The 24,327-nt window shown below is 74.6% G+C and carries 19 protein-coding genes; 9 read left to right on the top strand and 10 right to left on the bottom strand.

Going from position 1 to position 24,327, the window contains the following annotated elements:
- Positions 1–75: 75 nt before the first annotated feature.
- The 6 genes from RND61_RS07755 to RND61_RS07780 all read right to left on the bottom strand — a co-directional run bounded on the left by RND61_RS07755 (position 76) and on the right by RND61_RS07780 (position 8,184).
- Entirely contained in the window at positions 76–621 is a 546-nt protein-coding gene (locus RND61_RS07755; protein ID WP_315877055.1) for a bacterial proteasome activator family protein, read from the bottom strand.
- A 96-nt stretch (positions 622–717) separates the two neighbouring features.
- Positions 718–3,594: an FtsX-like permease family protein gene (locus tag RND61_RS07760; RefSeq protein ID WP_315877056.1), complete on the bottom strand. Its 2,877-nt coding sequence runs from the start codon at positions 3,592–3,594 to the stop codon at positions 718–720.
- A complete protein-coding gene (locus tag RND61_RS07765) occupies positions 3,591–4,403 on the bottom strand; it encodes an ABC transporter ATP-binding protein (RefSeq protein ID WP_391653045.1) in 813 nt (270 codons plus the stop codon). Before RND61_RS07765 ends, RND61_RS07760 begins: the two co-directional genes overlap by 4 nt.
- Positions 4,404–4,643: 240 nt before the next feature.
- A complete protein-coding gene (locus tag RND61_RS07770; protein ID WP_315877057.1) occupies positions 4,644–5,264 on the bottom strand; it encodes a PadR family transcriptional regulator in 621 nt (206 codons plus the stop codon).
- A 96-nt stretch (positions 5,265–5,360) separates the two neighbouring features.
- Positions 5,361–6,335, bottom strand: coding sequence for a hypothetical protein (locus RND61_RS07775; RefSeq protein ID WP_315877058.1), 975 nt, complete (start codon positions 6,333–6,335; stop codon positions 5,361–5,363).
- Between the two features lie 145 nt (positions 6,336–6,480).
- Positions 6,481–8,184, bottom strand: a complete 1,704-nt coding sequence (locus RND61_RS07780) for a protein kinase domain-containing protein (protein ID WP_315877059.1) — start codon at positions 8,182–8,184, stop codon at positions 6,481–6,483.
- A gap of 311 nt (positions 8,185–8,495) precedes the next feature.
- On the opposite strand from RND61_RS07780, the gene RND61_RS07785 reads away from it, so the two are divergent.
- On the top strand, positions 8,496–10,262 hold the full coding sequence (locus tag RND61_RS07785; RefSeq protein WP_315877060.1) for a protein kinase domain-containing protein: 1,767 nt from the start codon (positions 8,496–8,498) through the stop codon (positions 10,260–10,262).
- Positions 10,263–10,367: 105 nt separating this feature from the next.
- Here RND61_RS07785 and RND61_RS07790 read toward each other — a convergent pair whose 3' ends face one another.
- Positions 10,368–11,366: a phosphotransferase gene (locus tag RND61_RS07790; protein WP_315877076.1), complete on the bottom strand. Its 999-nt coding sequence runs from the start codon at positions 11,364–11,366 to the stop codon at positions 10,368–10,370.
- Positions 11,367–11,952: 586 nt separating this feature from the next.
- Between RND61_RS07790 and pdhA the strand changes: the two genes are divergently transcribed.
- The 5 genes from pdhA (at position 11,953) to RND61_RS07815 (ending at position 17,808) form a co-directional block, all read left to right on the top strand.
- Positions 11,953–13,155 (top strand): pyruvate dehydrogenase (acetyl-transferring) E1 component subunit alpha, encoded by a 1,203-nt coding sequence (pdhA, locus tag RND61_RS07795; RefSeq protein ID WP_315877061.1) that lies wholly within the window; start codon positions 11,953–11,955, stop codon positions 13,153–13,155.
- 2 nt (positions 13,156–13,157) lie between these two features.
- Positions 13,158–14,138: an alpha-ketoacid dehydrogenase subunit beta gene (locus RND61_RS07800; protein ID WP_315877062.1), complete on the top strand. Its 981-nt coding sequence runs from the start codon at positions 13,158–13,160 to the stop codon at positions 14,136–14,138.
- 29 nt (positions 14,139–14,167) lie between these two features.
- A complete protein-coding gene (locus RND61_RS07805; protein ID WP_315877077.1) occupies positions 14,168–15,610 on the top strand; it encodes a dihydrolipoamide acetyltransferase family protein in 1,443 nt (480 codons plus the stop codon).
- A 234-nt stretch (positions 15,611–15,844) separates the two neighbouring features.
- Positions 15,845–16,498 (top strand): GntR family transcriptional regulator, encoded by a 654-nt coding sequence (locus tag RND61_RS07810; RefSeq protein WP_315877063.1) that lies wholly within the window; start codon positions 15,845–15,847, stop codon positions 16,496–16,498.
- Positions 16,495–17,808 carry an MFS transporter gene (locus RND61_RS07815; RefSeq protein ID WP_315877064.1) on the top strand — a complete coding sequence of 438 codons (1,314 nt, stop codon included), beginning with the start codon at positions 16,495–16,497 and terminating at the stop codon, positions 17,806–17,808. Before RND61_RS07810 ends, RND61_RS07815 begins: the two co-directional genes overlap by 4 nt.
- 143 nt (positions 17,809–17,951) lie before the next feature.
- Here RND61_RS07815 and RND61_RS07820 read toward each other — a convergent pair whose 3' ends face one another.
- Complete coding sequence (locus RND61_RS07820) at positions 17,952–18,776, bottom strand: maleylpyruvate isomerase family mycothiol-dependent enzyme (protein ID WP_315877065.1); 825 nt, start codon at positions 18,774–18,776, stop codon at positions 17,952–17,954.
- Positions 18,777–18,976: 200 nt separating this feature from the next.
- On the opposite strand from RND61_RS07820, the gene RND61_RS07825 reads away from it, so the two are divergent.
- The gene (locus RND61_RS07825) at positions 18,977–19,795 is read left to right on the top strand and encodes a carbon-nitrogen family hydrolase (RefSeq protein ID WP_315877066.1); all 819 of its coding nucleotides are present in this window, start codon (positions 18,977–18,979) and stop codon (positions 19,793–19,795) included.
- Between the two features lie 59 nt (positions 19,796–19,854).
- Positions 19,855–21,681 (top strand): NHL domain-containing thioredoxin family protein, encoded by a 1,827-nt coding sequence (locus tag RND61_RS07830; RefSeq protein ID WP_315877067.1) that lies wholly within the window; start codon positions 19,855–19,857, stop codon positions 21,679–21,681.
- 348 nt (positions 21,682–22,029) lie between these two features.
- Here RND61_RS07830 and RND61_RS07835 read toward each other — a convergent pair whose 3' ends face one another.
- On the bottom strand, positions 22,030–22,263 hold the full coding sequence (locus RND61_RS07835) for a hypothetical protein (RefSeq protein ID WP_315877068.1): 234 nt from the start codon (positions 22,261–22,263) through the stop codon (positions 22,030–22,032).
- A gap of 79 nt (positions 22,264–22,342) precedes the next feature.
- Entirely contained in the window at positions 22,343–23,638 is a 1,296-nt protein-coding gene (locus RND61_RS07840; protein ID WP_315877069.1) for a M18 family aminopeptidase, read from the bottom strand.
- A gap of 125 nt (positions 23,639–23,763) precedes the next feature.
- Here RND61_RS07840 and RND61_RS07845 point away from each other — a divergent pair, with 125 nt between their 5' ends.
- The gene (locus tag RND61_RS07845; protein ID WP_315877070.1) at positions 23,764–24,252 is read left to right on the top strand and encodes a DUF6083 domain-containing protein; all 489 of its coding nucleotides are present in this window, start codon (positions 23,764–23,766) and stop codon (positions 24,250–24,252) included.
- Positions 24,253–24,327 lie beyond the last annotated feature (75 nt).

Here is a 24,327-nt window from a genome sequence, read left to right on the forward strand (position 1 = left end):
CGAGCAGGAGCCAAGCCGAACGGCCCGGCACACACCGCGTGTGCCGGGCCGTTCGCCTCTCGTGTGCGTACGGGTCTACAGGTACGGGCCGCCCGTCCGGGCGCGCCCGCGCCCCTGGTCGTCGTCGTCCTGCGAGACCATGCCCGGGGGAAGGGCCCGGCGCATCTGCTCCAACTGGGCGCGGGCCGCCATCTGCTGGGCGAACAGCGCCGTCTGGATGCCGTGGAAGAGACCCTCCAGCCATCCGACCAACTGGGCCTGGGCGATGCGCAGCTCCGCCTCGGACGGAATCGCCTCGTCGGTGAACGGGAGGGACAACCGCTCCAGTTCCTCGACGAGCTCGGGGGCCAGCCCCTCCTCCAGCTCCTTCACCGAGCTGTGGTGGATCTCCTTCAGCCGGACGCGGCTGGCCTCGTCGAGAGGTGCCGCGCGCACCTCCTCCAGCAGCTGCTTGATCATGCTGCCGATCCGCATGACCTTGGCCGGCTGCTCGACCATCTCCGTCACCGGGATCTCGCGCGACTCGTCGTCACCCTCGCCGCCGCCGAGCGCCATACCGTCCTGCCCGACGATGAGGACCTGCGGGGTCTCCTGCGACCGTTCATTCCTCGGCATCTCCATGCCGCCATTCTCTCGTACAGATGCGTCATCACACGGTGTGCCCCCGTGCGCGGGTGATCCACCCTCGCACGGGGGAACGAACCGGTGCGACCGGCACTAAGCGGCCGTGCGCCGGGCCACGGCGGTACGGGATCGGGTGAGCAGGGCGGCGAGCAGCGCCGCGCCCAGCGGTACGGCGACCAGCAGCGCGCCGAACGTCTCCCACGGGATCACGATCGGCACGTGCGGCAGGTCGGCGACACCGGCCCAGCCGGCGTCGCGGCCCTCCTGGTACCACCGCTCCTGCTGGCGGCGCTCGGTCAGCCGCAGACCGATCGCGGGGAGCACGCCCGCGGCCGTACCGAGCAGGACGCCCATCACGGCGACCACCCCGCACTGGAAGCCGCTGAGGGTGCGGCGCACCCGCGGCGGCGCCCCGACCGCGGCGAGGGTCTTCAGGTCCGCCTCGGCGTCGGCCTGGGCCAGACCGGTGGCGATACCGGCCGCACCGATCGTGATCAGCCCGGCGAAGACGGTCAGGGCGAGCAGCACGATGCTGTTCTCGCTGTCGTAGCCCGTCTCGACGTGGAGGTGGACCTCGCTGCCGACCTTCGCGAGGTCGTCGTCGAGGCGCTGCCGCTGCTCGCTGCCGGGCAGGTGGTCGGTGCTGTAGTACGAGCCCATCGGCACCGTCCCGAGGCCGGCCGCCTCGGCGGCGGCCGGGGTGAGGACGCCGGCGACGCCGTACGAGGCGGTGCCGTCGGGGACCTGGTACGCCGGGAGGGCCTTCACCTCGCCGGGTACGGGCTCGTTCCGCTCGACGGCCTCGTCGGCGGCCTTCGCGTCGGTGACCACCCGCAGGGAGATCCTGCCGGCCGCGTCGACCTGCTTCTTGTGGAACGAGACGACCCGGCCCTCGGCGAGCGCCTTCTCCGCGGCGGGGTCGTCGACCCCGAGCACCTTCAGCAGCGCCGCGTCGGCGACGAGCAGGCCGTCGACCGTCGGAACGTAGCCGCCGCCCCCGGGCCGGCAGCGCCAGTCGTCGGCCAGCCTGCGGCGCTCCTCCTTGGAGAACCGCTCCGCCGGGTCCGTGCCGGGCGGCGCGGACTCCGCCCACAGCGGGCACTCGTTGGCCTTCGGGATGACGACCTCGGACCGGCCGCAGCCCGCTTCCGCCGAGAAGGGACCGCACCCGGCCCTGCCGACCGCGATGCGGGCGACGTCGGCCCGCACCTCGACCGGGACGTGCCGCTGCACGGCCTCGCGGATCGCCGGCACGTCCCGGCCGCCGTCCTCGACGGTCAGGGCGGAGACGGCGCCGTAGGGAAGCTGGGCCTCGTACTTGGCCCTCAGCTGGGCGTCCTCGCTGGTGGCGTACGTGGCGACGGCGACCGTGCCGGCGACGGCGGCCAGGACCGCGGCCACGGCGGGCGCCGTACGGCCCCGGTTGCGGACGGAGTCCCGCAGTGCCAGGCGCGGCGACAGCGGAAGCCAGCGGCCGACCCGGCCGAACATCCCCACCAGGGCCGGGGTCATCGCGACGACGCCCAGCTCCGCGAGGGCGCTGCCGCCCGCGACGATCACGAACTGGTCGGAGAACACCGACCCGTACAGGGCGATCGAGGCACCCAGCAGCGCGGCCACCAGGCCGATGACGGGCAGGACGCGGTTGCTCCTGCGAATCCCCCGGCGGCCGGTCAGCGACGCCAGGACCGTCTCGCGGGACGCGGTGACGGCGGGCACGACCGCGGCGAGCAGACCGGTCAGCACGGCGAGCGCGCCGATGCCCAGCAACTCCAGCGGACGCACGTCGAAGGCGCCGAACCGCTGGCCGAAGGAGTCCTCCAGGACCGGCTGGAGCACGAAGGTGAGGATCAACCCGAGGACCGTGCCCACGACCGCCGCGGCGACCCCGATCACCAGGCCGCCCGCCAGGACGATGGCGCGGATGTGGCGGCGGTCGCCGCCGTTGGCGCCGACGAGGCCGAGCTGGCGCCGCGAGCGGCGGGCGCCGACCGCGAAGGCCGGGCCGGCCAGCAGGCAGATCTCCAGCATGGCGAGGCCGACGACGGTGGCCACGGCGACCAGCGCCGACTTGTCGGCGCTCAGGCTCTGGTCGAACGGGGTGTAGCCCTCGCGCTGGAAGATCGGCACGTCGGCGTTGGCGGGCGGGTCGACGAGGACCGCGCGCGAGACGACGACCGCGCCCTTGGCGTTGGTCTCCTGGACCATGTTCCACGTGAAACCGTGCCCGCCGTCCGCCGGGAGCTTCACCAGGTGCTCGGTGCTGATGTCGGGCACGGCCATGCCGGACGCTTCGAGGCCCTTGCGAAGCGGCTCCAGGAACGCTCCCGGGAGGGCGTTGACCTGGAGCGCCCGCAGGTCATCGGGGACCTCGTACGAGCCGACGATCCGGTACTCGCGCTCCAGGCCGCGGGCGGCGAGCGTGCCGCCGATCTCCAGGCCGCTCTCCTCCAGGAAGCGGGACGAGGCGGCGACCTCGTCGGGGCGCTGCGGGAAGCGGCCGTCCAGTGGTGTCAGGATCCCCTCGGCGAGGGGGTCGGCGGCCTTCAGCTCGCGGATCCCGGTGTGGAGCAGGCCGTGGGCGGTGCGGAGCTTCCCGTAGCCGTTGGTGTCCTCCAGGAGGGTGGCTCCGGCGGGGAGCGCCTTCTTCACGTCGATGTGGCCCTCGGGCACCGGCTGGGTGTCGTACTCCTTGTCGGCCGGGGTGGTCATCTGGCCGTCCGGCGACTGCTGGACGGGCACGCCGCCGTACCCGGGGTCGGAGACGCGGGCGTCGGCGGCGCCGAGGAGGCGCGTCGCCCTCTCCTGCGGGGACAGCTCGGCGCTGCGCAGCGTCAGGTCGGCGGCGCTCACTCCGAGGATGGGCAGCGCGATCATCGCGAGGACGAGGAAGCTGCGGCCCTTGGAGCGCCAGGCGTCGCGGCGGGCGATCCGCACCGCGGCGCGCCAGGAGTGGAACCAGCCGTTCACCGCTCGCCCGCCTGGCCCGAGAGCAGGGACTCGGCGCCGGTGCGCACGGTCTGGTCGACGACCGCGCCGTCGCGGAGGAACACGACCCGGTCGGCCCACGCGGCGAACCGCGGCTCGTGGGTGACGAGCACCCCGGCGGCGCCCGCGTCGCAGCGGGAGCGCAGCAGGGCGAGGACGGACTCGCCGGTCTCGGAGTCGAGGGCGCCGGTCGGTTCGTCGGCCAGGACCAGCCGGCGGTCGCCGACCAGGGCGCGGGCGATGGCGACGCGTTGCTGCTGGCCGCCGGACATCTCGTCGGGGAAGCGGTCGGCGAGGTGGCCGAGGCCCATCTCCTCCAGCGCGGCGACGGCCTCGCCGCGCGCCTTGCGGGCGGACGTGCCGTCCAGTTCGCGCGGCAGGGCGACGTTCTCGGCGGCGGTGAGGGCCGGGATGAGGTTGTAGTCCTGGAAGACGTAGCCGATGCTGCGGCGGCGCAGTGCGGCGAGGGTCCGGCGGTCGGCGGTCGTGATGTCGGTGTCCTCGACGACGACCCGCCCGGAGGTGGGGGTGTCGAGGCCGCCGGCGATGGTGAGGAGCGTGGACTTCCCGGAGCCGGAGGGGCCCATGACGGCGACCAGTTCGCCGGGGTACACGTCGAGGTCGATGCCGCGCAGGGCGTGCACCTCGGTGGCGCCGGTGCCGTGGACGCGGGTGAGCTGCTGGAGCCGCAGCACGGGCTGCCGGCCCGCGGCCGAGAACTCGGGCCGCTGGGGCGCCGAGGGTCGCTGGGACGGCTGCGGCGTCGGTGATGACGGCGTCGGTGATGACATGGAGAGGTCCCCCCTTGGGCGTGCGCGGGGACGCGGTGGGCGTACGCGCACGGAAGTGGTCGTTCGGTTCTCGGGTGGTCGGTGTGGCCGCGGGGCGGTCGGCGGACGCCCGGGGCGGTACCCGGCCGGTACCGGAGCGACGCGGCCGGGCGGTGTCCGCTCGGGGCGCCCGGGTGGCGGCCGGTCGGCGGCCGGTGGCGGTCGGCGCCGACGAAAACAGCGGTGGGCGGCCGGCGGTGGTCAGCCGCGCCGTGCGGTGCGTGCGACGGGTGGTGCCACCGGGGCCTCGGGCGGTGGCGGGTCCTGCGGGGCCGTGGCGGCCGACAGGCGGATCAGCCGGGCCTCGCAATGGTCCAGCCAGCGCGCCTCGGCCTCCGTCTGGAAGATCAGCTGTTCCAGTACGAGGAGCCAGGCCACGTCGTCGCGCCGCTGCTCGCCGCCGCTCTCCAGGGCGCTCACCGCCCGGGCCTTGAGGCGCGTGTAGTCCTGCATCGCCCTGACCGTGTGGTGGCGCTGGGCCTGGATCACGGCGCGGATGTCCACGCCCGGCGCCCCGACCGCCATGGCGAGCTTGATGGCCAGCTCGTCACGGGCGGGGCTGGTGCGGTCGACGGGCCGCTCGAACCAGGTGCGGAGCTCGGCGCGCCCCGCGTCGGTGATGACGTAGAGGGGGTGGCCCGCCCCGTCCTCGCCGTCCTGGGCGACCATGCCGTCCCGCTCCAGGCGGCTGAGGGTCGTGTAGACCTGGCCGACGTTGAGCGGCCAGGTGGAACCGGTGCGGGACTCGAACTCCGTACGGAGCTGGGAGCCGTAGCGCGGGCCGCGTTCGAGGAGGGCGAGGAGCCCGTGGCGGATCGACATACTCAGTATGTATACCGAGTATGTTCACCGGCACAACCGACTCCCGGGGGAGCGTCGGCGTCCTCCTTGAGGGGGACGCGGCGGCGGGCGGGACGGTCAGGCGCGGCGGACGCGGAGCCCGATGAAGCCGAGGCCGAGTCCCATCAGGGTGAGCCCCACGCCCAGCGTCAGCACGGGAACGCGCCGGTCGACGCCGGTTTCGGCGGCCCGGCCGTGCGGCTCCCACGCGGCGGCGGAGGGGCTGCCGTGCGGCGGTACGGCGGCGGGGGAGTCCTCCTCCGGTACGGCCTCCGGCACGGGGTCCCAGTCGTCGTGGTGGCCGTGGTCCGGTGCCGTTCTGTTACGTACGGGGTCTTCCGCGGCCGGAGAGGCGGACGGGGACGGGGTGGGGGAGGGGCTCGGCGACGGCGGCGCGGACCGGCCGGGCCGCTGGAGCCCGGCCCCGGCGGGTCGCCCGGCGAGCGAGGGCTCCGGGCTGCCGGTGCCCGGCCGGGACGGGGGTTCGGCCTCGGGGCCGCCACCGGAACCGGGGGGCGAGGAGACGGGAGGGGTGCCCGGCGCGGAGCCGGTCGGGGTGCCCGGCGGCGTGGTGGCTCCCGGGCCGGGCCGGCCGTCCGGGCCGGGCCGGCTGTCCGGGCCGGTCGTGGTGGGGCCCGGGGAGGTCCCCCCGCCGGGGCCGGGGCCGGGACGGGGGCCGGGAGAGGACCCGGAGCCGGTGTCGGCTCCGGAGCCGGATTCGGAGCCGGTGTGGGCGTCGAAGTCGGAGTGGGTGTCGGAGCCGGGGCCGGGGGAGGAACCAGAGCCGGAGGGGGAGCCGGGGCCGGGTGCGGAGCCGGGAGTGGGGGAGGAGCCGGGGGCGGCCGACCCGCCGGGGGCGGCCGACCCGCCGGGCCTGTTCCCGCCGGGCCCGTTTCCGCTGGGCCCGTTCCCGCCGGGTCCGTCCGCCGTGCTCGTCCGCGGTGGCGGCGACGCGCTGCCGTCCGCGTACGCGGTGGGGACCGGCCCGAACGCCGCGCACAGGAGGAGGGTTCCCAGCGCGACCGTCCGACTCGTGTGGGGACCTGGAGCCATCGGGTGACTCCCTTCCGCGCGGCGGTTGCTCGTTCCCGCCCACGATCACACACGGCACCACGCGGGGCCTCCCGGAGCAGCCGAATGGCTCAGTGCGCGCGGGCGAACGCGGGGCGAACGGCGGGGAAACGCCGTGGCCGGGCCGTTACTGCTGACCGCGCCCCGTGGAGACCTCCAGGGTGAAACCGGCCTCGTCCGCGCTGATCTCGGTGTCCTTCGGCGGGTACTGGGTGAGGACCGTGCCGTCGCCGTAGACGTTCTCGTTGACCGAGACCTCCTTGAGGATCTTCCAGCCGGCCGCCTGGATGCACTCCTTGACCGAGGTGATGTTCTTGTACCGGAAGTCCGGGACCTTGAACTTCTCCGGGTCGTCGCCCTCACCGGGCTCCGTGCACTTCTCGGTGTCGATGCGCTTGCTGAGGTCGGGGCCCTTGTAGTCGCCGCCCTCGGAGCCGGAGCCGGAGCCGGAGCCGGAGCCGGAGCCGGTGTCGGAGCCGGTTCCGGCGCTCGTCTGCGTGCCCGTCACCGTCGTCTTCGGGTCGTCCTCCTTGGCGAGGTTGACCGCGGTGATCACACCGCCGACGGCGATCAGCGCGACCACGATCGCGCCCACCAGCAGCGGCGTGTTCCGCCGGCCGCCGCCCCTCCCGCCGCCGGCCGCCGGCTGGTACGGGGCCGGCGTCTGGTAGGCGGGGGGCGGTGTCGGCGCCTGGGGCTGGTGCGGATAGCCGTACGCCGCCGGGGCCGGGGTCGGCGCGGGGGTCGGAGCCGGGGCCGGGGTCGGCGGGCCGTACGGGCCCGGCGCCGGGGCCTGGTACGGCGTCTGGACGCCCTGCTGCCCGCCGGGGCCCGCGTACGACTGGTCCAGCGGCGGGAACACGGTCGAGCCGACGCCCGCGCCGCTGTTCGCCGGGGTGCCCGGAACGATCACCGGCGCACCGGTCTGTCCGGCGGACAGCACCCGCAGGCACTCGTCGCGCATGGCGGCGGCACTGGGGAACCGCTCGTTCGGGTTCTTCTTCAGCGCCCGTGCCACGAGCGCGTCCATCGCCGGCGTGATCGACCGGTTGACGGAGGACGGCGGGACCGGCTCCTCCTGCACGTGCGCGTACGCGATGGCGAGCGGCGAGTCCGCGTCGAACGGCAGCCGCCCGGTCAGGAGCTGGAACAGCATGATGCCGACCGAGTACAGGTCGGAGCGGGCGTCGACGCCGCGGCCGAGGGCCTGCTCCGGCGACAGGTACTGGGGGGTGCCGACGACCATGCCGGTCTGCGTCATCGACGTGACGCCCGACTGCATGGCGCGGGCGATGCCGAAGTCCATGACCTTGACCACACCGCGCTTGGTCATCATCACGTTGCCCGGCTTGATGTCACGGTGGACCAGGCCCATCTCGTGGCTGGTCTCCAGTGCGGCCAGCACGTCCGAGGTCACCTTCAGGGCCTTGTCGGCCGGCATCGCGCCGTACTGTCGGATGTCGGCCGCCAGCACCGAGCCGAGCGGCTGGCCCTCCACGTACTCCATGACGATGTACGGCATGACGCCGCCGTCGCCCATCGAGGGGTCGTTGAAGGTGACCGTGTCCTCACCGGTGTCGAAGACCGACACGATGTTGGTGTGCTGGAGCTTCGCGACGGCCTGGGCCTCGCGCCGGAACCGCTCGCGGAACGACTGTTCCCGGCCGAGTTCCGTGTGCAGCGTCTTGATGGCGACCTGCCGGTCCAGGGCGCTGTCGTACGCCAGGTACACCGAGGCCATGCCGCCCTCGCCGAGCAGGTCGCGCAGCTGGTACCGGCCGTTCGCCACCGAGCCGCCCGCATAGCGGCCGTGTGCGCCGTCCTGGCTCATCGTGCTTCCCCCTACGCGCGCGTGCCCGCGGTGATCTCCCGTTTTACGGGCCAAGTCTGCCCCAGGCCACTGACACGTCAAGCCGGGTGCCCGTTCCGTGACCGTACGCGCCGGAAGCGTCTCGGAAGCGTTACGTGACCCGCATCGGATTTGCACAGGTGTACGCGGAACCGATTGGATGGCCGGTCCAGCCCGAACCGGCGCGTCGCGCGGAGGCTGTAGCGTGACGTGGCGAAGTACCCCTGGGAAGACGGCGGCACACCGCTCGCGGGCACAGCGCGCGGACAGCAACGGAAATGACGGCGAGGACGATGGCACCCGGATCCGGAGCAGGTGGCGGCGGAGCGTCGGACGACGGAGCGTCGGGGCGCGGGGACGCCGTCGAGTTCGGTGTCGGCGGCCTGGTCGGCGACGGCCGCTACCGGCTGACGCACCGCCTCGGCCGCGGCGGCATGGCCGAGGTGTTCGCGGCGGAGGACGTGCGGCTGGGCCGGACGGTCGCGGTGAAGCTGCTGCGGGCCGACCTGGCGGAGGACCCGGTCTCCAAGGCCCGCTTCACGCGCGAGGCGCAGTCCGTCGCGGGGCTGAACCACCACGCGATCGTGGCGGTGTACGACTCCGGCGAGGACGAGGTGAACGGTCAGTCCGTGCCGTACATCGTCATGGAGTTGGTCGAGGGCCGCACCATCCGGGAGCTGCTGGTCAGCGCGGAGGCCCCGCCGCCCGAGCAGGCCCTGATCATCGTGTCGGGCGTGCTGGAGGCGCTGGCCTACTCGCACCAGCACGGCATCGTGCACCGCGACATCAAGCCGGCGAACGTCATCATCACCCACGGCGGTGCCGTCAAGGTCATGGACTTCGGCATCGCCCGCGCCCTGCACGGGGCGTCCACGACGATGACGCAGACCGGCATGGTCATGGGCACGCCCCAGTACCTCTCGCCCGAGCAGGCGCTCGGCAAGGCCGTCGACCACCGCTCCGACCTGTACGCCACGGGCTGCCTGCTGTACGAACTGCTGGCGCTGCGGCCCCCGTTCGTCGGCGAGACGCCGCTGTCCGTCGTGTACCAACACGTCCAGGACGTGCCGGTGCCGCCGTCCCAGGTGTCCGACGTGGCCCCGCCGGAGCTGGACGGGCTGGCGATGCGGGCGCTGGCGAAGGACCCGGACGACCGGTTCCAGAGCGCCGAGGAGATGCGGGGCCTGATCCAGTACGGGCTGCGCATGCTCCAGGAGCAGGGCGGCCACACCGGGACGTGGAACACGGGCCCGGTCGGTCCGCACGACGGCGGCCTCCCCCCGCACGGCGGTGTCGCGGCGACCGCCGTGATGGGCGTGCCGACGGGCATGGGCCCGTCGACCCCGGCCCGCCCCGGCCGTCCGCTGCCGACGCACGGCGACACCTCGCAGGGCCCGATCCTGCCGCCGAGGAACCCCGACGACGGTGCCTACGCGGTCGCGTACGACAACGGGCACGGCGGTGGGGGCCGCGGCAGGGTGCTGCTGTTCGTGGCGCTCGCGCTGGTCGCGATCGTGGCGGGCGTCGTGTACGCGGTGAAGGCGAGCGACACGCCGACCGGTACGGACACGAAGCCGACGCCCACCCCGTCGCCGTCCGTCTCGCGCAGCGCCAGCCCCTCGCCGTCCGCCTCGGAGTCCGAGCGGGAGACGCGGCAGCCCGACACGTCGACGGGCGGGGGCAGCGGCTGGGACCGCCCGTCGTGGTCCCCGCGGCCGCCGTCGTACAGCCAGGACCCGACGCCGTCCACGAGCGGCGGCACCGGCGGCACGGGGACGACGGACGGCTCCACCGACCAGGGCACGACCGGTGACACCACGGACGGCGGCACGTCCGAGGGCGGCGACGGGGGCGCGACCGAGGGCGGTACGACCAGCCAGGGCACGACCAGCCAGGGCACCACGAGCCAGGGCGCGACCGGAACGACCGACGGCAGCGGCAGTGGCAGCGGCAGCGGTGGGGGCAGCGGCGGCGACAGCGGCGGAGCGACCACCTCCGGCCAGCAGGGCGGTACGACGGCGGGCACCGCGACGACCGGCGGTTCCACGACCGGCGACTGAGCACGCGCCGGCCCGGCCGGTCCATCGCCGGCCCCCCGTCGGTCCGCGCCGGCCCGCCGTCGGCTCGGCCGGCCCGCGCCGGTCACCGCGGCCCTCTCGGCCGTCTCAGTCCGTGAACGCGTCGCACACCGCGTCGTACTCGCGGGTCCACCACACCGCCAGGGCCGACACCGCGGGGAACTGCGGGTCGGCCCTGCTGTCGTGCCGCTGGTAGCGCCACCGCAGTATCCAGAAGTCGTTGAGCCGCTCCCACCACACGCGGTGCACCGCGGCGGCAAGCTCCGCCGCGTCGACCCCGGCGGCCCGCCGGTACGCGCGCGCGTAGGCCCGGACCTTCGCCAGGTCCAGCCGCCCGGCCGGCTGCACGTAGAAGATCATCGCGGCCCGGACCGCCTCCTCGGCGCGCGGCTGGACGCCCAGCCGGTCCCAGTCGACGATCGCGGCCGGCTCGGCCCCCCGGTACAGCAGGTTCAGGGGGTGGAAGTCCCCGTGCACCCAGCCGCCCGCCGCGGGCGCCGCCGCGGCCGGGCGCCGGTGCGCGTGCGCGGCCAGCAGGCGGCGGCGCTCCACCAGCCGGTGCTCGGCCAGCTCGTCGAAGGCGACCCGGTGCCGCCGCGCCCTGGCCAGCGCCAGCAGCTCGTCGATCAGCCGGAAGGTGTCCTCCGGGTCGGCGCTGCCGTACTCGCGCGCCGCCGGGTGCACCCCGGCCACGCCCAGGACGCGGTCCAGGCACGTGTGGACGAAGCCGAGCAGGGCGCCGAGCCGCCGGGAGCCGTCCTCCGTGAGCTGGGCGCCGTCGCGGTGGCGCCCGTCGACCCAGGGGTGCAGGGCGTAGCAGTCGCCGCCGAGCTGGGCGACCGTACGGCCCTCGGCGTCCGGCAGCGCGGGCGCGACCGGGACGCCGAGGGCGTGCAGTCGCTCGGTCGCGCGGTGCTGGCGGGCGATGGTGGCGTGGTCGGAGGTGGGGGCGTCCAGGTGCTGCTTGAGGAAGAACGTGCCGCGCGTGGTGGTGAGGCGGTAGCCCCGGTTGAGGAGGCCCTGGGTGACCGGTACGCAGGAGAGCGGTTCGCCGTACGGGGGGTAGCGGCGCAGCAGGGCGGCCACGGGTGGGGCGGGCGGTGCCGCCGGGGCCCCGGTGGCGGGGGTGGCGGAGGCGGCCGCGGGGCCCGGGGAGGGCTGTGAGGCGGTGCGGCCGGGGCGCGGCCGGGGGACGAGGGGCACGTGGGGAGCGGCGGGCGGAGCCGTTACAGATGAGCGCGGCACCTGTCAGATGTTAGATCACGGCGGGATGACCCGCGTCACATCGCGCTTCCGCGAACCCTTCCCGAGGCCGGGGTGGGCGGGATAACGTGCCGGTGTTCCGGTGGCCCACGAGGCCGTCACCAGTGCGTTGGCCCCGACCGCGCCAACGGCGTGACCAGGCGTTGTCCCCGCATTTCTCGATTTACTTGGAAATCCAAGCAAAATCGCAGGTCAGATGGGGTTTCGCAGGATTGCTGCGCACTAGGTAACGTGCCTATCACAGGGCGCTCGCCGGGGCACCTGTCACGCCTGTCTCCGGCCGAGGGCACCCACCCCGTGCACCGCGTACGGACCAGGCGAGCCGCTTCCCCCAGCTCCAGAGGAGCCCGGGGGGACCCCAGGCCACCCGGCGGACCCCGGGAGCCCGGACAGACGGAGGAGCACGCACGTGACCGTGGACAGCACTGCCGCGCGCCAGCCGCGACGCAGCAGCGGCACCAGCAGCAGCGGCACCAGAGCCGCCGCGGGCGGTGCCACCAAGCGCGCCGCGCGCGCGAAGAAGCCGCGGAGTTCCGACTCCGAGCCGCCGCTCGTACAGCTGCTGACGCCAGAGGGCGAGCGGGTCCAGCACCCCGAGTACGACGTCGACCTCACCCCCGAGGAGCTGCGCGGCCTGTACCGCGACATGGTGATGACCCGCCGTTTCGACGGTGAGGCCACCGCCCTCCAGCGCCAGGGCGAGCTGGGCCTGTGGGCCTCGCTGCTCGGCCAGGAGGCGGCGCAGATCGGTTCGGGCCGGGCCCTGCGCGACGACGACTACGTCTTCCCGACCTACCGCGAACACGGCGTCGCCTGGTGCCGCGGGGTCGACCCGACGAACCTGCTCGGCATGTTCCGCGGGGTGAACCACGGGGGCTGGGACCCGAACGGCAACAACTTCCACCTGTACACGATCGTGATCGGCTCGCAGACCCTGCACGCCACCGGCTACGCCATGGGCGTGGCCAAGGACGGCGCCGACTCGGCGGTCATCGCGTACTTCGGCGACGGCGCGTCCAGCCAGGGCGACGTCGCGGAGGCTTTCACGTTCTCGGCCGTGTACAACGCCCCCGTCGTGTTCTTCTGCCAGAACAACCAGTGGGCCATCTCCGAGCCCACCGAGAAGCAGACCCGCGTGCCGCTGTACCAGCGCGCGCAGGGCTTCGGCTTCCCCGGCGTCCGCGTCGACGGCAACGACGTCCTCGCCTGCCTGGCCGTGACCCGCTGGGCCCTGGAGCGCGCCCGCCGCGGCGAGGGCCCGACGCTGGTCGAGGCGTTCACGTACCGCATGGGCGCCCACACGACGTCCGACGACCCCACCCGCTACCGCCACGACGACGAGCGGGCGGCCTGGGAGGCGAAGGACCCGATCCTGCGCCTGCGCCGCCACCTGGAGGCCCAGGGCCACGCCGACGCGGCCTGGTTCGAGGAGCTGGAGGCGGAGAGCGAGGCGCTCGGCAGGCGCGTCCGCGAGGCCGTGCGCGCCATGCCGGACCCCGATGACATGGCGATGTTCGACCATGTGTACGCCGACGGGCACGCGCTCGTCGACGAGGAGCGCGCGCAGTTCGCCGCGTACCAGGCGTCGTTCGCGGATGGCGAGGTCGAGTGATCATGGCGGTGCAGAAGCTTCCCCTCGCGAAGGCGCTCAACGAGTCGCTCCGCAAGGCCCTGGAGACCGACCCCAAGGTCCTCGTCATGGGCGAGGACGTCGGCAAGCTCGGCGGGGTGTTCCGGGTGACCGACGGCCTGCAGAAGGACTTCGGCGAGGAGCGGGTCATCGACACCCCGCTCGCCGAGTCCGGCATCGTCGGCACCGCGATCGGCCTGGCCCTGCGCGGCTACCGCCCGGTCGTGGAGATCCAGTTCGACGGTTTCGTCTTCCCCGCGTACGACCAGATCGTCACGCAGCTCGCGAAGATGCACGCGCGGGCGCTCGGCAAGGTCAAGCTGCCGGTCGTCGTCCGCATCCCGTACGGCGGCGGCATCGGCGCGGTCGAGCACCACAGCGAGTCGCCGGAGGCGCTCTTCGCGCACGTGGCGGGCTTGAAGGTGGTCTCGCCCTCGACGCCGTCGGACGCGTACTGGATGCTCCAGCAGGCGATCCAGAGCGACGACCCGGTGGTCTTCTTCGAGCCGAAGCGGCGCTACTGGGACAAGGGCGAGGTCGACACGGAGGCCATCCCCGGCGAGCTGCACCGGGCCCGCGTCGCGCGCGAGGGCACGGACCTGACGCTGGCGGCGTACGGCCCGATGGTGAAGGTGTGCCTGGAGGCCGCCGCGGCCGCCGCCGAGGAGGGCAGGTCGCTGGAGGTCGTCGACCTGCGCTCGGTCTCCCCGATCGACTTCGACACCGTGCAGGCGTCGGTGGAGAGGACGCGGCGGCTCGTCGTCGTGCACGAGGCGCCGGTGTTCTTCGGCTCGGGCGCGGAGATCGCCGCCCGGATCACCGAGCGGTGCTTCTACCACCTGGAGGCCCCGGTGCTGCGGGTGGGCGGGTACCACGCGCCGTACCCGCCGGCCAGGCTGGAGGAGGAGTACCTGCCGGGTCTGGACCGGGTGCTCGACGCCGTCGACCGCGCGCTGGCGTACTGAGGAGGACACCCGTGATCCGCGAGTTCAAGATGCCGGACGTCGGTGAGGGCCTCACCGAGGCCGAGATCCTCAAGTGGTACGTCCAGCCCGGCGACACCGTCACGGACGGCCAGGTCGTCTGCGAGGTCGAGACGGCGAAGGCGGCCGTGGAGCTGCCGTGCCCGTTCGACGGGGTGGTGCACGAGCTGCGCTTCCCCGAGGGCACGACGGTCGACGTCGGCGAGGTCATCATCTCCGTGAACGTGGCGCCGGACGGCGCCGCGCCGGAGGCTCCCGAGGCGCCCGGGGCCGCCGCACCCGCGCCCGCCCCCGCCCCCGCCCCCGCCGCGCCGGAGTCCGGAGCCGAGGCGGAGGCCGAGCCGCAGGGCCGCCAGCCGGTCCTCGTCGGGTACGGCGTGGCCGCGTCGTCCACGAAGCGGCGCCCGCGCAAGCAGGCGGCGGCCACCGGTGCCGCCCCGGCCGCCCGCGCGGCGGTCCAGGGCGAGCTGAACGGCCGGGCCCCCGCCCCGGTGTCGCCGGTGCCGCAGGCCCGCCCGCTGGCCAAGCCGCCCGTGCGGAAGCTGGCCAAGGACCTGGGCGTGGACCTGGCAGTGGTGGTCCCGACCGGCCCGGACGGGATCATCACGCGCGAGGACGTGCACAGGGCGGCGGCCCCCGCGCCGGCCCCGGCCGTACCGGCGCCGTCCCAGCCCCGGCCCCAGCCGCAGGCCCCCGCGCCGGCCGCCGCCCCGGAGACCGCCGCCCCGGCGGCCGGGCCGGTCGCGGCCGGGGCGCGGGAGACCCGCGTCCCGATCAAGGGCGTACGGAAGGCCACGGCGCAGGCCATGGTCGGTTCGGCGTTCACCGCGCCGCACGTCACCGAGTTCGTCACGGTCGACGTGACCCGCACCATGCGGCTCGTCGAGGAGCTGAAGGCGGACAAGGACATGGCGGGGCTGCGGGTGAACCCGCTGCTGCTGGTCGCCAAGGCCCTGCTCGTCGCGATCCGGCGCCACCCGGAGATCAACGCCTCCTGGGACGAGGCCGCCCAGGAGATCGTGGTCAAGCACTACGTCAACCTGGGCATCGCCGCCGCCACCCCGCGCGGCCTGATCGTGCCGAACATCAAGGACGCCCACGCCAAGACCCTCCCGGAGCTGGCGGCGGCGCTCGGCGAGCTGGTCGCCACCGCCCGCGAGGGCAGGACGACCCCGGCGGCCATGCAGGGCGGCACGGTGACGATCACCAACGTCGGCGTCTTCGGCGTCGACACGGGCACGCCCATCCTCAACCCCGGCGAGTCGGCGATCCTCGCGGTCGGCGCGATCAAGCTCCAGCCGTGGGTGCACAAGGGCAAGGTCAAGCCGCGGCACGTCACGACGCTGGCGCTCTCCTTCGACCACCGGCTCGTCGACGGCGAGCTGGGCTCGAAGGTGCTGGCCGACGTGGCGGCCGTCCTGGAGCACCCCAAGCGCCTGATCACCTGGGCGTGACGTCCGTCCGGGGATGAGCGGGGGCCTCCTGGCTCCCCCCGGTGGAGGGCCGGGCGCGACACCGCGCCCGGCCCTCCGCCGTACCGGGGCGGGCACGGGCACCGGCACGGCGCGGAGGGGCACCCCGGAGGGCACCGGCCAGGGGTCGCCGTCCAGGGGGTCGCCCAGGGGGGGCGCACGTCCACATGCTGGACGCGCCCCCTGTTGCACCCCACTTGTATCTATGCTGTGCCCATGTCATCCGCCGCGCCTCCGCCCCCGCCCGCCGCCGAACGGGTCTACGCCCACGTCAAGGAGGCGGTCCTGGACCGCCGTTTCGAGGGCGGGACGCTCCTCACCGAAGGGGAGTTGGCACAGGCCGTCGGGGTGTCCCGCACGCCGGTGCGGGAAGCGCTGCTGAAGCTGGAGATGGAGGGGCTGCTCAAGCTCTACCCCAAGAAGGGCGCCCTGGTCCTGGCCGTCTCCGCGCAGGAGATCTCGGACGTCGTGGAGACGCGGCTGCTGGTCGAGGAGTTCGCGGTCCGCAAGGCCGTGCCGCTGTCCGCGCCGCTCCTGGCGCGGCTGGAGGAGCTGCTCGACGAGCAGCGCCACCACGCGCGCGCGGGGGACCTGCGCGCGGTCGCCGTGTCGGACCGCTGCTTCCACGCGGAGATCGTCCGCCACGCCGGGAACCAGATCCTGTCGAAGCTGTACGACCAACTGAGGGACCGTCAACTGCGCATGGGAGTCGCCGTCATGGAGGCGCATCCCGACCGCATCGCGAAGAACATCGCCGAGCACGCCGAGATCCTGGCGGCGCTGCGCGACGGTGACGCCGAGGGCGCGGCGCGCTGTGTGCGCGCCCACGTCAGCCGCGTGAAGGTGCTGGTCCGGGGTGAGGACCGGTGAGTTCGCCCACCCCTCCGGCCGCCTCCGCCCTCCCCGCCGACCCGCCCGGTGGCCGCCGGGCGGCCCTCGTGTGGGGCGTCGGCGTCTGCGTGTACCTCGTCGCGGTCGTCTTCCGCACGTCGCTGGGCGTGGCCGGGCTCGACGCGGCCGAACGCTTCCACGTCAACGCCTCCGCGCTGTCGGCGTTCTCGATACTCCAACTGCTGGTCTACGCGGGCATGCAGATACCCGTCGGCCTGCTGGTGGACCGGCTCGGCACCCGGAAGGTCCTGACCCTGGGCATCGTGCTGTTCACGGTCGGCCAACTGGGCTTCGCGCTCTCCCCGTCGTACGGGACGGCGCTGGCGGCCCGGGCGCTGCTGGGGTGCGGTGACGCGATGACGTTCATCTCCGTGCTGCGGCTGGGCAGCCGCTGGTTCCCGGCCCGGCGCGGTCCGTTGATCGTGCAGGTCGCCGGGTTGTTCGGGGTCGTCGGCAACCTGCTGTCGACGATCGTGCTGGCGCGGACGCTGGACGGGCTGGGCTGGACGGCGACGTTCGCGGGCAGCTCGGTGGCGGGGCTGGTCGTGCTGGTGCTGGTCGTCGTGTTCCTGGAGGACCACCCGAAGGGCTTCGAGCCGGAGCCGGTGCGGCACGCGGGGGCCGCGTACGTACGGCACCAGATAGCCCGCGCCTGGCGGGAGCCGGGCACGCGGCTCGGGATGTGGGTGCACTTCACGACGCAGTTCCCCGCCATGGTGTTCCTGCTGCTGTGGGGGATGCCGTTCCTGGTGGAGGCGCAGGGCCTGTCGCGGGGGCGGGCCGGTGAGCTGCTGACGGTGGTGGTGCTCTCCAACATGGTGGTGGGCCTCGTGTACGGGCAACTGATCGCCCGCCACCACGCGGCCCGCGCCCCCCTGGCGCTGGGCACCATAGGCGTGACGGCCCTGATGTGGGCGGCCACCGTGGCGTACCCGGCGGACCGGGCGCCGATGTGGCTGCTGGTCTCGCTGTGCGCCGTCCTGGGCGCGTGCGGACCGGCGTCGATGATCGGCTTCGACTTCGCGCGGCCCGCGAACCCGCCGGAGCGGCAGGGCACGGCGTCCGGGATCGTCAACATCGGGGGGTTCACCGCGTCGATGACGACGCTGCTGGCGGTCGGCGTCCTGCTGGACGCGACCGGGGGCAGCTACCGGGTGGCGTTCTCGTCGGTGTTCGTCCTCCAGGCGCTCGGGGTCGCCCAGATCCTCCGGCTCCGGTCCCGCACGGTCCGGCTGGAGCGCGAACGGCTGGTCGCCAGCCGCGTGGAGGCGGTCCACGTCCCGGTGTGATGGCCCGGCGCGCGGGGGCGCCCGCCTCGCGGCGCGCGGGCCGCGCCCGGTGGCCCGTCAGGCATCACGGCGTGAGACGACACGGCACGACGGGATCCCGGGGGCCCGGGGTCACGGCGCGGAGGGGTCCCGGTGTGACGGGGTCACGGCGTGACGGCGAAGTGGGCGAGGATGGCGCCGGCCAGGTCCTCGTCGCCCTCCACCTTGATCCGGTCGGCGACGGCGGCGGGCCGCACCCGGCCGCAGGCGAGGCGCACGTACGTCTCCCAGTCCGTCGCGAGGGTCACGGCCGGCCCCAGTGACGGCGTCCCGTCGATCGTGCCGCGCCCCTCCGCGTCGACGCGGACCGTCCGCAGGAACTCGACGGGTCCGCTCACGTCGAAGACGACCGCCGTGTTCGGCGGCGCGCCCGCGTCCTTCGCGACGACCCTCGGCAGGACGGCGAGCAGACTGTCCCGCGTGACGTACGCGCCGGGCGAGTCGAGGTTGCCGGGCCTGCCGAGCGCCGTGCGCAGGTCCTGCTCGTGCACCCACACGTCGAAGGCGCGCATCCGGTACGCCACTTCGAGGCTCTGCTCGGCCCCCAGCGGGGCGCGCACCAACGTGTCGGGGGAGCGGCTCTCGTTGCGCAGCATGCGGGCGCGGCGGATGAGGACGTACTCCAGCTCGGCCGTCATCTCCGGTGCCGTGTGGTGCCGCCGCACATCGACCTGCACCTCCATGTAGCGCGCGAAGTCACTGCGCACGTGGTAGAGGTCGCGGGGCAGGGAGTGAATCGGCCGCGGGTCGCCCAGCATCTCGCACTCCATGCCGATGACATGGGAGACGATGTCCCGGACCGACCAGCCGGGACACGGGGTGGCGCGGTTCCACTCGCCCTCGACGAGCGGCTGCACCAGCTCGGATATGGCTTCGACGGAGTGGGTCCAGGCGTCGGCGTAGTTCTGGAGGCTGGGATGGACGGTCACGGGACCCCTCGTGCGGCTTGGTACGCGGGCTGGGTGCAGTGGCATCTGCCGGGGAGCCCCGGGGGTCCCCCCTGGACGCGGTCCTCGGGGGAGAGATCCCCCGGGAGAGAACAGTACGCTCCCCTCAAGCCCCTCGGCAGTTCTTTCGTATGACGATCGTAGGCCCGTATGGACGGCTTCAAGGCCAGGACGGTGGTAGTGTGCGCGCCTCTCTGATCCAGATTGCGGTCAACCCGGACGAAACGGTGGACGCGCGGCGGCGGCGCGCTGCCGCGCTCGTGCGCGACGAGTCGGCCTCGGACCTGGTGGTCCTGCCGGAGCTGTGGCCGGTCGGCGCGTTCGCGTACGAGGCGTTCGCGACAGACGCGGAGCCGCTGCGCGGGCCGACGTACGAGGCGATGGCCGCCGCGGCGGCGGACGCGCGGGTGTGGCTGCACGCCGGCTCCTTCGTCGAGCGCGACGGGGACGCGCTGTACAACACGTCGCTCGTCTTCTCCCCGGGCGGGGAGCTGGCCCGGACGTACCGCAAGATCCACCGGTTCGGCTTCGACCAGGGCGAGGCGGTGCTGATGTCGGCGGGCGGCGAGCTGGCGGTCGCGCCGTGCCCAAAGCTGCCCTTCGGCCTGGCGACCTGCTACGACCTGCGGTTCCCCGAGCTGTTCCGGGGGCTGGTGGACGCGGGGGCGGCGGCGTTCGTCGTCCCGGCGGGGTGGCCCGCCCGGCGGCGCGAGCACTGGTCGCTGCTGGCGCGGGCGCGGGCGGTGGAGAACCAGGCGTACGTGCTGGCGTGCGGGACGGCGGGGACGCACGCGGGGGTCGAGCAGGCGGGGCACAGCGTGGTCGTGGACCCGTGGGGCGAGGTGCTCGGGGAGGCGGGCCGGGGCGAGGAGGTGCTGGTCGTGGAGCTCGACCCCGCGCGGGTCGGGTCGACGCGGGAGCAGTTCCCGGCCCTGAGGGACCGCGTGCTGGGCGTCACGGCGCCGCGGCGCCCGGGGGCCGGTCCGACCGGGCCCCGGTAGCGGGCGCCGGTGGCGGGCGCCGCGGCGGGGCGGTCGTCCGGGGATGGCACCCTTGAAGGATGAACGAAAGCGTTTCCGCGTCTCGGCGCGTTCGGGTACGGGCTCCTGAGTTGGTGGGCGAGGGGGGCTGGCTCAACACGGGCGGAGCCTCGTACAGCCTCGCCGACCTGCGGGGACGTATCGTCATCCTCGACTTCTGGACCTTCTGCTGCATCAACTGCCTGCACGTCCTGGACGAGCTGCGGGAGCTGGAGGAGAAGCACCGGGACACCGTCGTGATCATCGGTGTGCACTCGCCGAAGTTCGTGCACGAGGCCGAGCACCAGGCCGTCGTCGACGCCGTCGAGCGGTACGGGGTCGAGCACCCCGTGCTGGACGACCCGAAGCTGGTGACCTGGAAGCAGTACGCCGTGCGGGCCTGGCCGACGCTGGTCGTGATCGACCCGGAGGGGTACGTCGTCGCCCAGCACGCGGGCGAGGGCCACGCCAAGGCCATCGGGACGCTCGTCGCGGAGCTGGAGGCCGAGCACGGGGCGAAGGGCACGCTGCGGCGCGGCGACGGCCCGTACGTACCGCCGGAGCCGGTCGCCACGCACCTGCGCTTCCCCGGCAAGGCCCTCGCCCTGGACTCCGGCGGCCTCCTGGTCTCCGACACGACCCGCCACCAGCTCGTCGAGCTGGCCGCGGACGGCGAGACCGTGGTGCGCCGGTACGGGGACGGGCGGCGCGGCCTGGTCGACGGCCCGGCCGGGTCGGCGCGGTTCAGCGAGCCGCAGGGGCTGTGCGCGCTGCCGGACGGGCGGATCGTCGTCGCGGACACGGTGAACCACGCGCTGCGCGCCCTGGACCCGGCGACCGGCGGGGTGACGACGCTCGCGGGGACCGGCGCCCAGTGGATGCAGGGCTCCCCCACCTCGGGCCCGGCCCGCGAGGTCGCCCTGTCGTCGCCGTGGGACGTGGCGTGGTGGCGGGGCCGCGTGTGGATCGCGATGGCCGGCGTCCACCAGCTCTGGGCGTACGACCCGGAGGCGGGGACCGTGGAGGTCGCCGCCGGCACGACCAACGAGGGCCTCGTCGACGGCCCGGCCACCGAGGCGTGGTTCGCGCAGCCGTCCGGGCTCGCCGCGGCCGGGGACCGGCTGTGGGTCGCGGACTCGGAGACGAGCGCCGTGCGGTGGGTCGACCCCGAGGGCACCGTCCACACGGCCGTCGGCACCGGCCTGTTCGACTTCGGGCACCGGGACGGCGCCGCGGACCAGGCGCTGCTCCAGCACCCGCTGGGCGTCACGGCCCTGCCGGACGGCTCGGTCGCGGTCTGCGACACGTACAACCACGCGCTGCGCCGCTACGACCCGGCGACCGGCGAGGTCACGACCCTCGCGACGGACCTGCGGGAACCGAGCGACGCGGTCCTCGTCGGCGACGACCTGGTGGTCGTCGAGTCGGCGCGGCACCGGCTGACCCGGCTGCGGCTCCCGGAGGAGGCCGTGCAGGTCGCGGCGGTGGCGCACCGCACGCAGCGGGAGGCGACGGCGATCGCGCCCGGCACGCTCCGGCTGGACGTGGTCTTCCGCGCGCCGACCGGGCAGAAGCTCGACGACCGGTACGGGCCGTCGACGCGGTTGCTGGTCTCGGCGACGCCGCCGGAGCTGCTGGCGGACGGCGCGGGCAGCGGCACGGACCTGTTCCGCGAGCTGAAGCTGGACCCGGCGGTCACGGAGGGCGTCCTGCACGTCTCCGCGATGGCCGCGTCCTGCGACGACGACCCGGAGAACGAGTACCCGGCCTGCCACGTCCACCAGCAGGACTGGGGCGTTCCGGTGAAGGTCGAGGAGGGCGGCGTCGCCCGTCTCCCCCTGATCCTGGCGGGCCTCGACGAGGCGTAGCCCGGCACCGGCGCGAACGCCCTCCGGCACGGGCCTGTCGGGCCGTGCCGGAGGGCGTTCCGGTAAGTCGCCGGTGGCGGGCCGGGGGTGCCGTACGCGGCGTTCGGGCGGCCCCGGGCCCGCGGGCGCGGGACGTGACCGCGGCCCCCGCCGCACCGACCGTCATCGCTCCCGCCGCGCCGACCGTCATCGCTCCCGCCGCGTCGACCGCGTCGTACGCCGGCGGGGCCCGCCGCGACGGGACCCGCCGGCGCGGCGTACGAGGGGCGGGCCCTCATCCGGCAGGACCCGACACGGCGTCACCCCGCGTCCACCGCGGGCGCTTGCGCCGCTCGCGGGGGACCGGCGTCAGAGCGTGCGGCCGTCGTCGCGGAGCGGGTCGGGCTCCATGACCGGGGCCACGGGCGGGACGACCGCCCTGCGCCGGCGCGCGATGCTCGTGTACGCGCCGACGCCGATCAGGCCGACCGCCATCATGATCAGGCCGGCTACGTCCAGGTTGAATCCGCTGATGTCCCAGTCGGTCGCGAACGTGAGGATCGCGCCTCCGGCGATGAGCAGCAGGCATCCGCCCAGGCCCATGGTGTGCCTCCTCGGTGTGAACTCGTCCGGAGTACTGCGGGTACCCGCTGCGGGCCCCGCAACGCCTCCGGGCGCGCGGTCACTTGAGGAAGGCGGTCAGGGCGTTGGCGAGCAGGTACGGGTCGTCGGCGCCGCACAGCTCGCGCGCGCTGTGCATGGACAGGCAGGCGACGCCGATGTCCACGGTGCGGATGCCGTGCCGGGCGGCGGTGATCGGGCCGATCGTCGTACCGCACGGCAGGTCGTTGTTGGAGACGAACGACTGCCACGGCACGCCGGCCTCCTCGCACGCCGCCGCGAACACCGCGCGGCCACCGCCGTCCGTCGCGTACCGCTGGTTGACGTTCACCTTGAGGATGGGGCCGCCGTTGGGGCGCGGGTGGTGCGAAGGGTCGTGCCGCTCCGCGTAGTTGGGGTGCACGGCGTGGCCCACGTCGGACGAGAGGCAGACCGTGCCGGCGAAGGCGCGGGCGCGGTCCTCGTACGTGCCGCCGCGCGCGTAGACGGATCGTTCCAGCACCGTGCCGAGGAGCGGGCCCTGCGCGCCCGTGTCGGACTCGGAGCCGTTCTCCTCGTGGTCGAACGCGGCCATGACGGGGATGTGCGCGGGCGGGGCGCCGGCGGTGGCGACGGCGGCGAGCGCGGCGGTGCAGGCGTGCACGGACAGCAGGTTGTCCAGGCGCGGCGCGGCGAGCAGCTCCCGGTCGCGGCCCAGGTAGGCGGGGGGCTCCACGGAGTGGACCATGAGGTCCCAGCCGGCGACGTCCTTGGCGTCGAGCCCGGCCTCGTCGGCGAGGAAACGGATCAGGTCGCCCTCGCGGACGTCGTCGTCGAGGCCCCAGACGGGCTGCATGTGGCGCTGCCGGTCCAGCTTCAGGCCCTCGTTGGCCTGCCGGTCCAGGTGGATGGCGAGCTGCGGGACGCGCAGCAGCGGCCGGTCGACGTTCACCAGGCGGTGGGTGCCGTCGCGGAGGGTGAGCCGCCCGGCGAGGCCCAGGTCGCGGTCGAGCCACGAGTTCAGCAGGGGCCCGCCGTAGATCTCGACGGCGACCTGCCGCCAGCCGTGCGCGCCGCTGTCGGGCCGCGGCTTGACGCGCAGGTTCGGCGAGTCGGTGTGCGCGCCCACGATCCGGAACGGGGTGTGGGGGGCGGCGCCCTCCGGCACGTACCACGCGAGGATCGCGCCGCCCCGGACCACGTACCTGCCGCCGGCCGCGCCGTCCCACGCGGCGGTCTCCTCGACCCGGCGGAAGCCGGCCTCCTCCAGCCGCTCGGCGGCGGTCGCCACGGCGTGGTACGGGGACGGCGAGGCCGTGAGGAACGTCATCAGGTCGTCGGTGTGGCCGCGGTCGAAGCGGGTGGGAGAGCTGCTCATGCCCACACCATACGGGCGGCCGCCCGGCCGGGCGCAGGGGTTGGGGACGCGGCGTTGTCAGTGGTGGCTGCGAGTATCGACGGAGAGGAAACACCGTTGACCGACGCGTGACCGGAGGTGCACTGGTGGAGACGACGACTTCGGCGGCCCTGTCCGGGGCCGCGCCCGCCCGCCCGGCGGCGGCGCCCGCCTGCGCGGCCTGCGAGGCCCCCGGCGCGCAGTGGAACCTTTCGCTGATGATGCCGCTCTGCCCGGCCTGTACGAGGGCGGGCACGGGCTCGGCGGACCGCGACCCGGTACGGCTGGGGGACGTGCTGCCGGTGACCGAGGCGGCCCTGCGCGCCTCCGGCCGCGGCCCCGGGCGGGCACCGACGCCGCGCGCGGGTTCGCCCATGACGTGCCGGCGCTGCGGGGGCCGGGCTCGCTGGCACCGCACGGCGGGCGACCGGTGGGTGGCGATCGAGCCGGGGGTGCGCCCGGTGGCGGGGGTGCCGCGCGGCAGACGCTGGTACATAGCGGGGGACGGCACGGCGGTGCACCTGCACGGCGCCGCCCCGGTGGACACGTGCCGGGTGAGCCACTTCGACGTGTGCCCGGGACGGCTCCGGAGCTGAAGGCCCCGGCGGCGGGGGCGGACGCGCGGACGGCCCCCGCCCCCCGCCCGGCCCGTGCGGGGGGGCGGGCCGGCA

Source organism: Streptomyces tamarix, from assembly GCF_032423885.1.
GTDB lineage: Bacteria > Actinomycetota > Actinomycetes > Streptomycetales > Streptomycetaceae > Streptomyces > Streptomyces tamarix.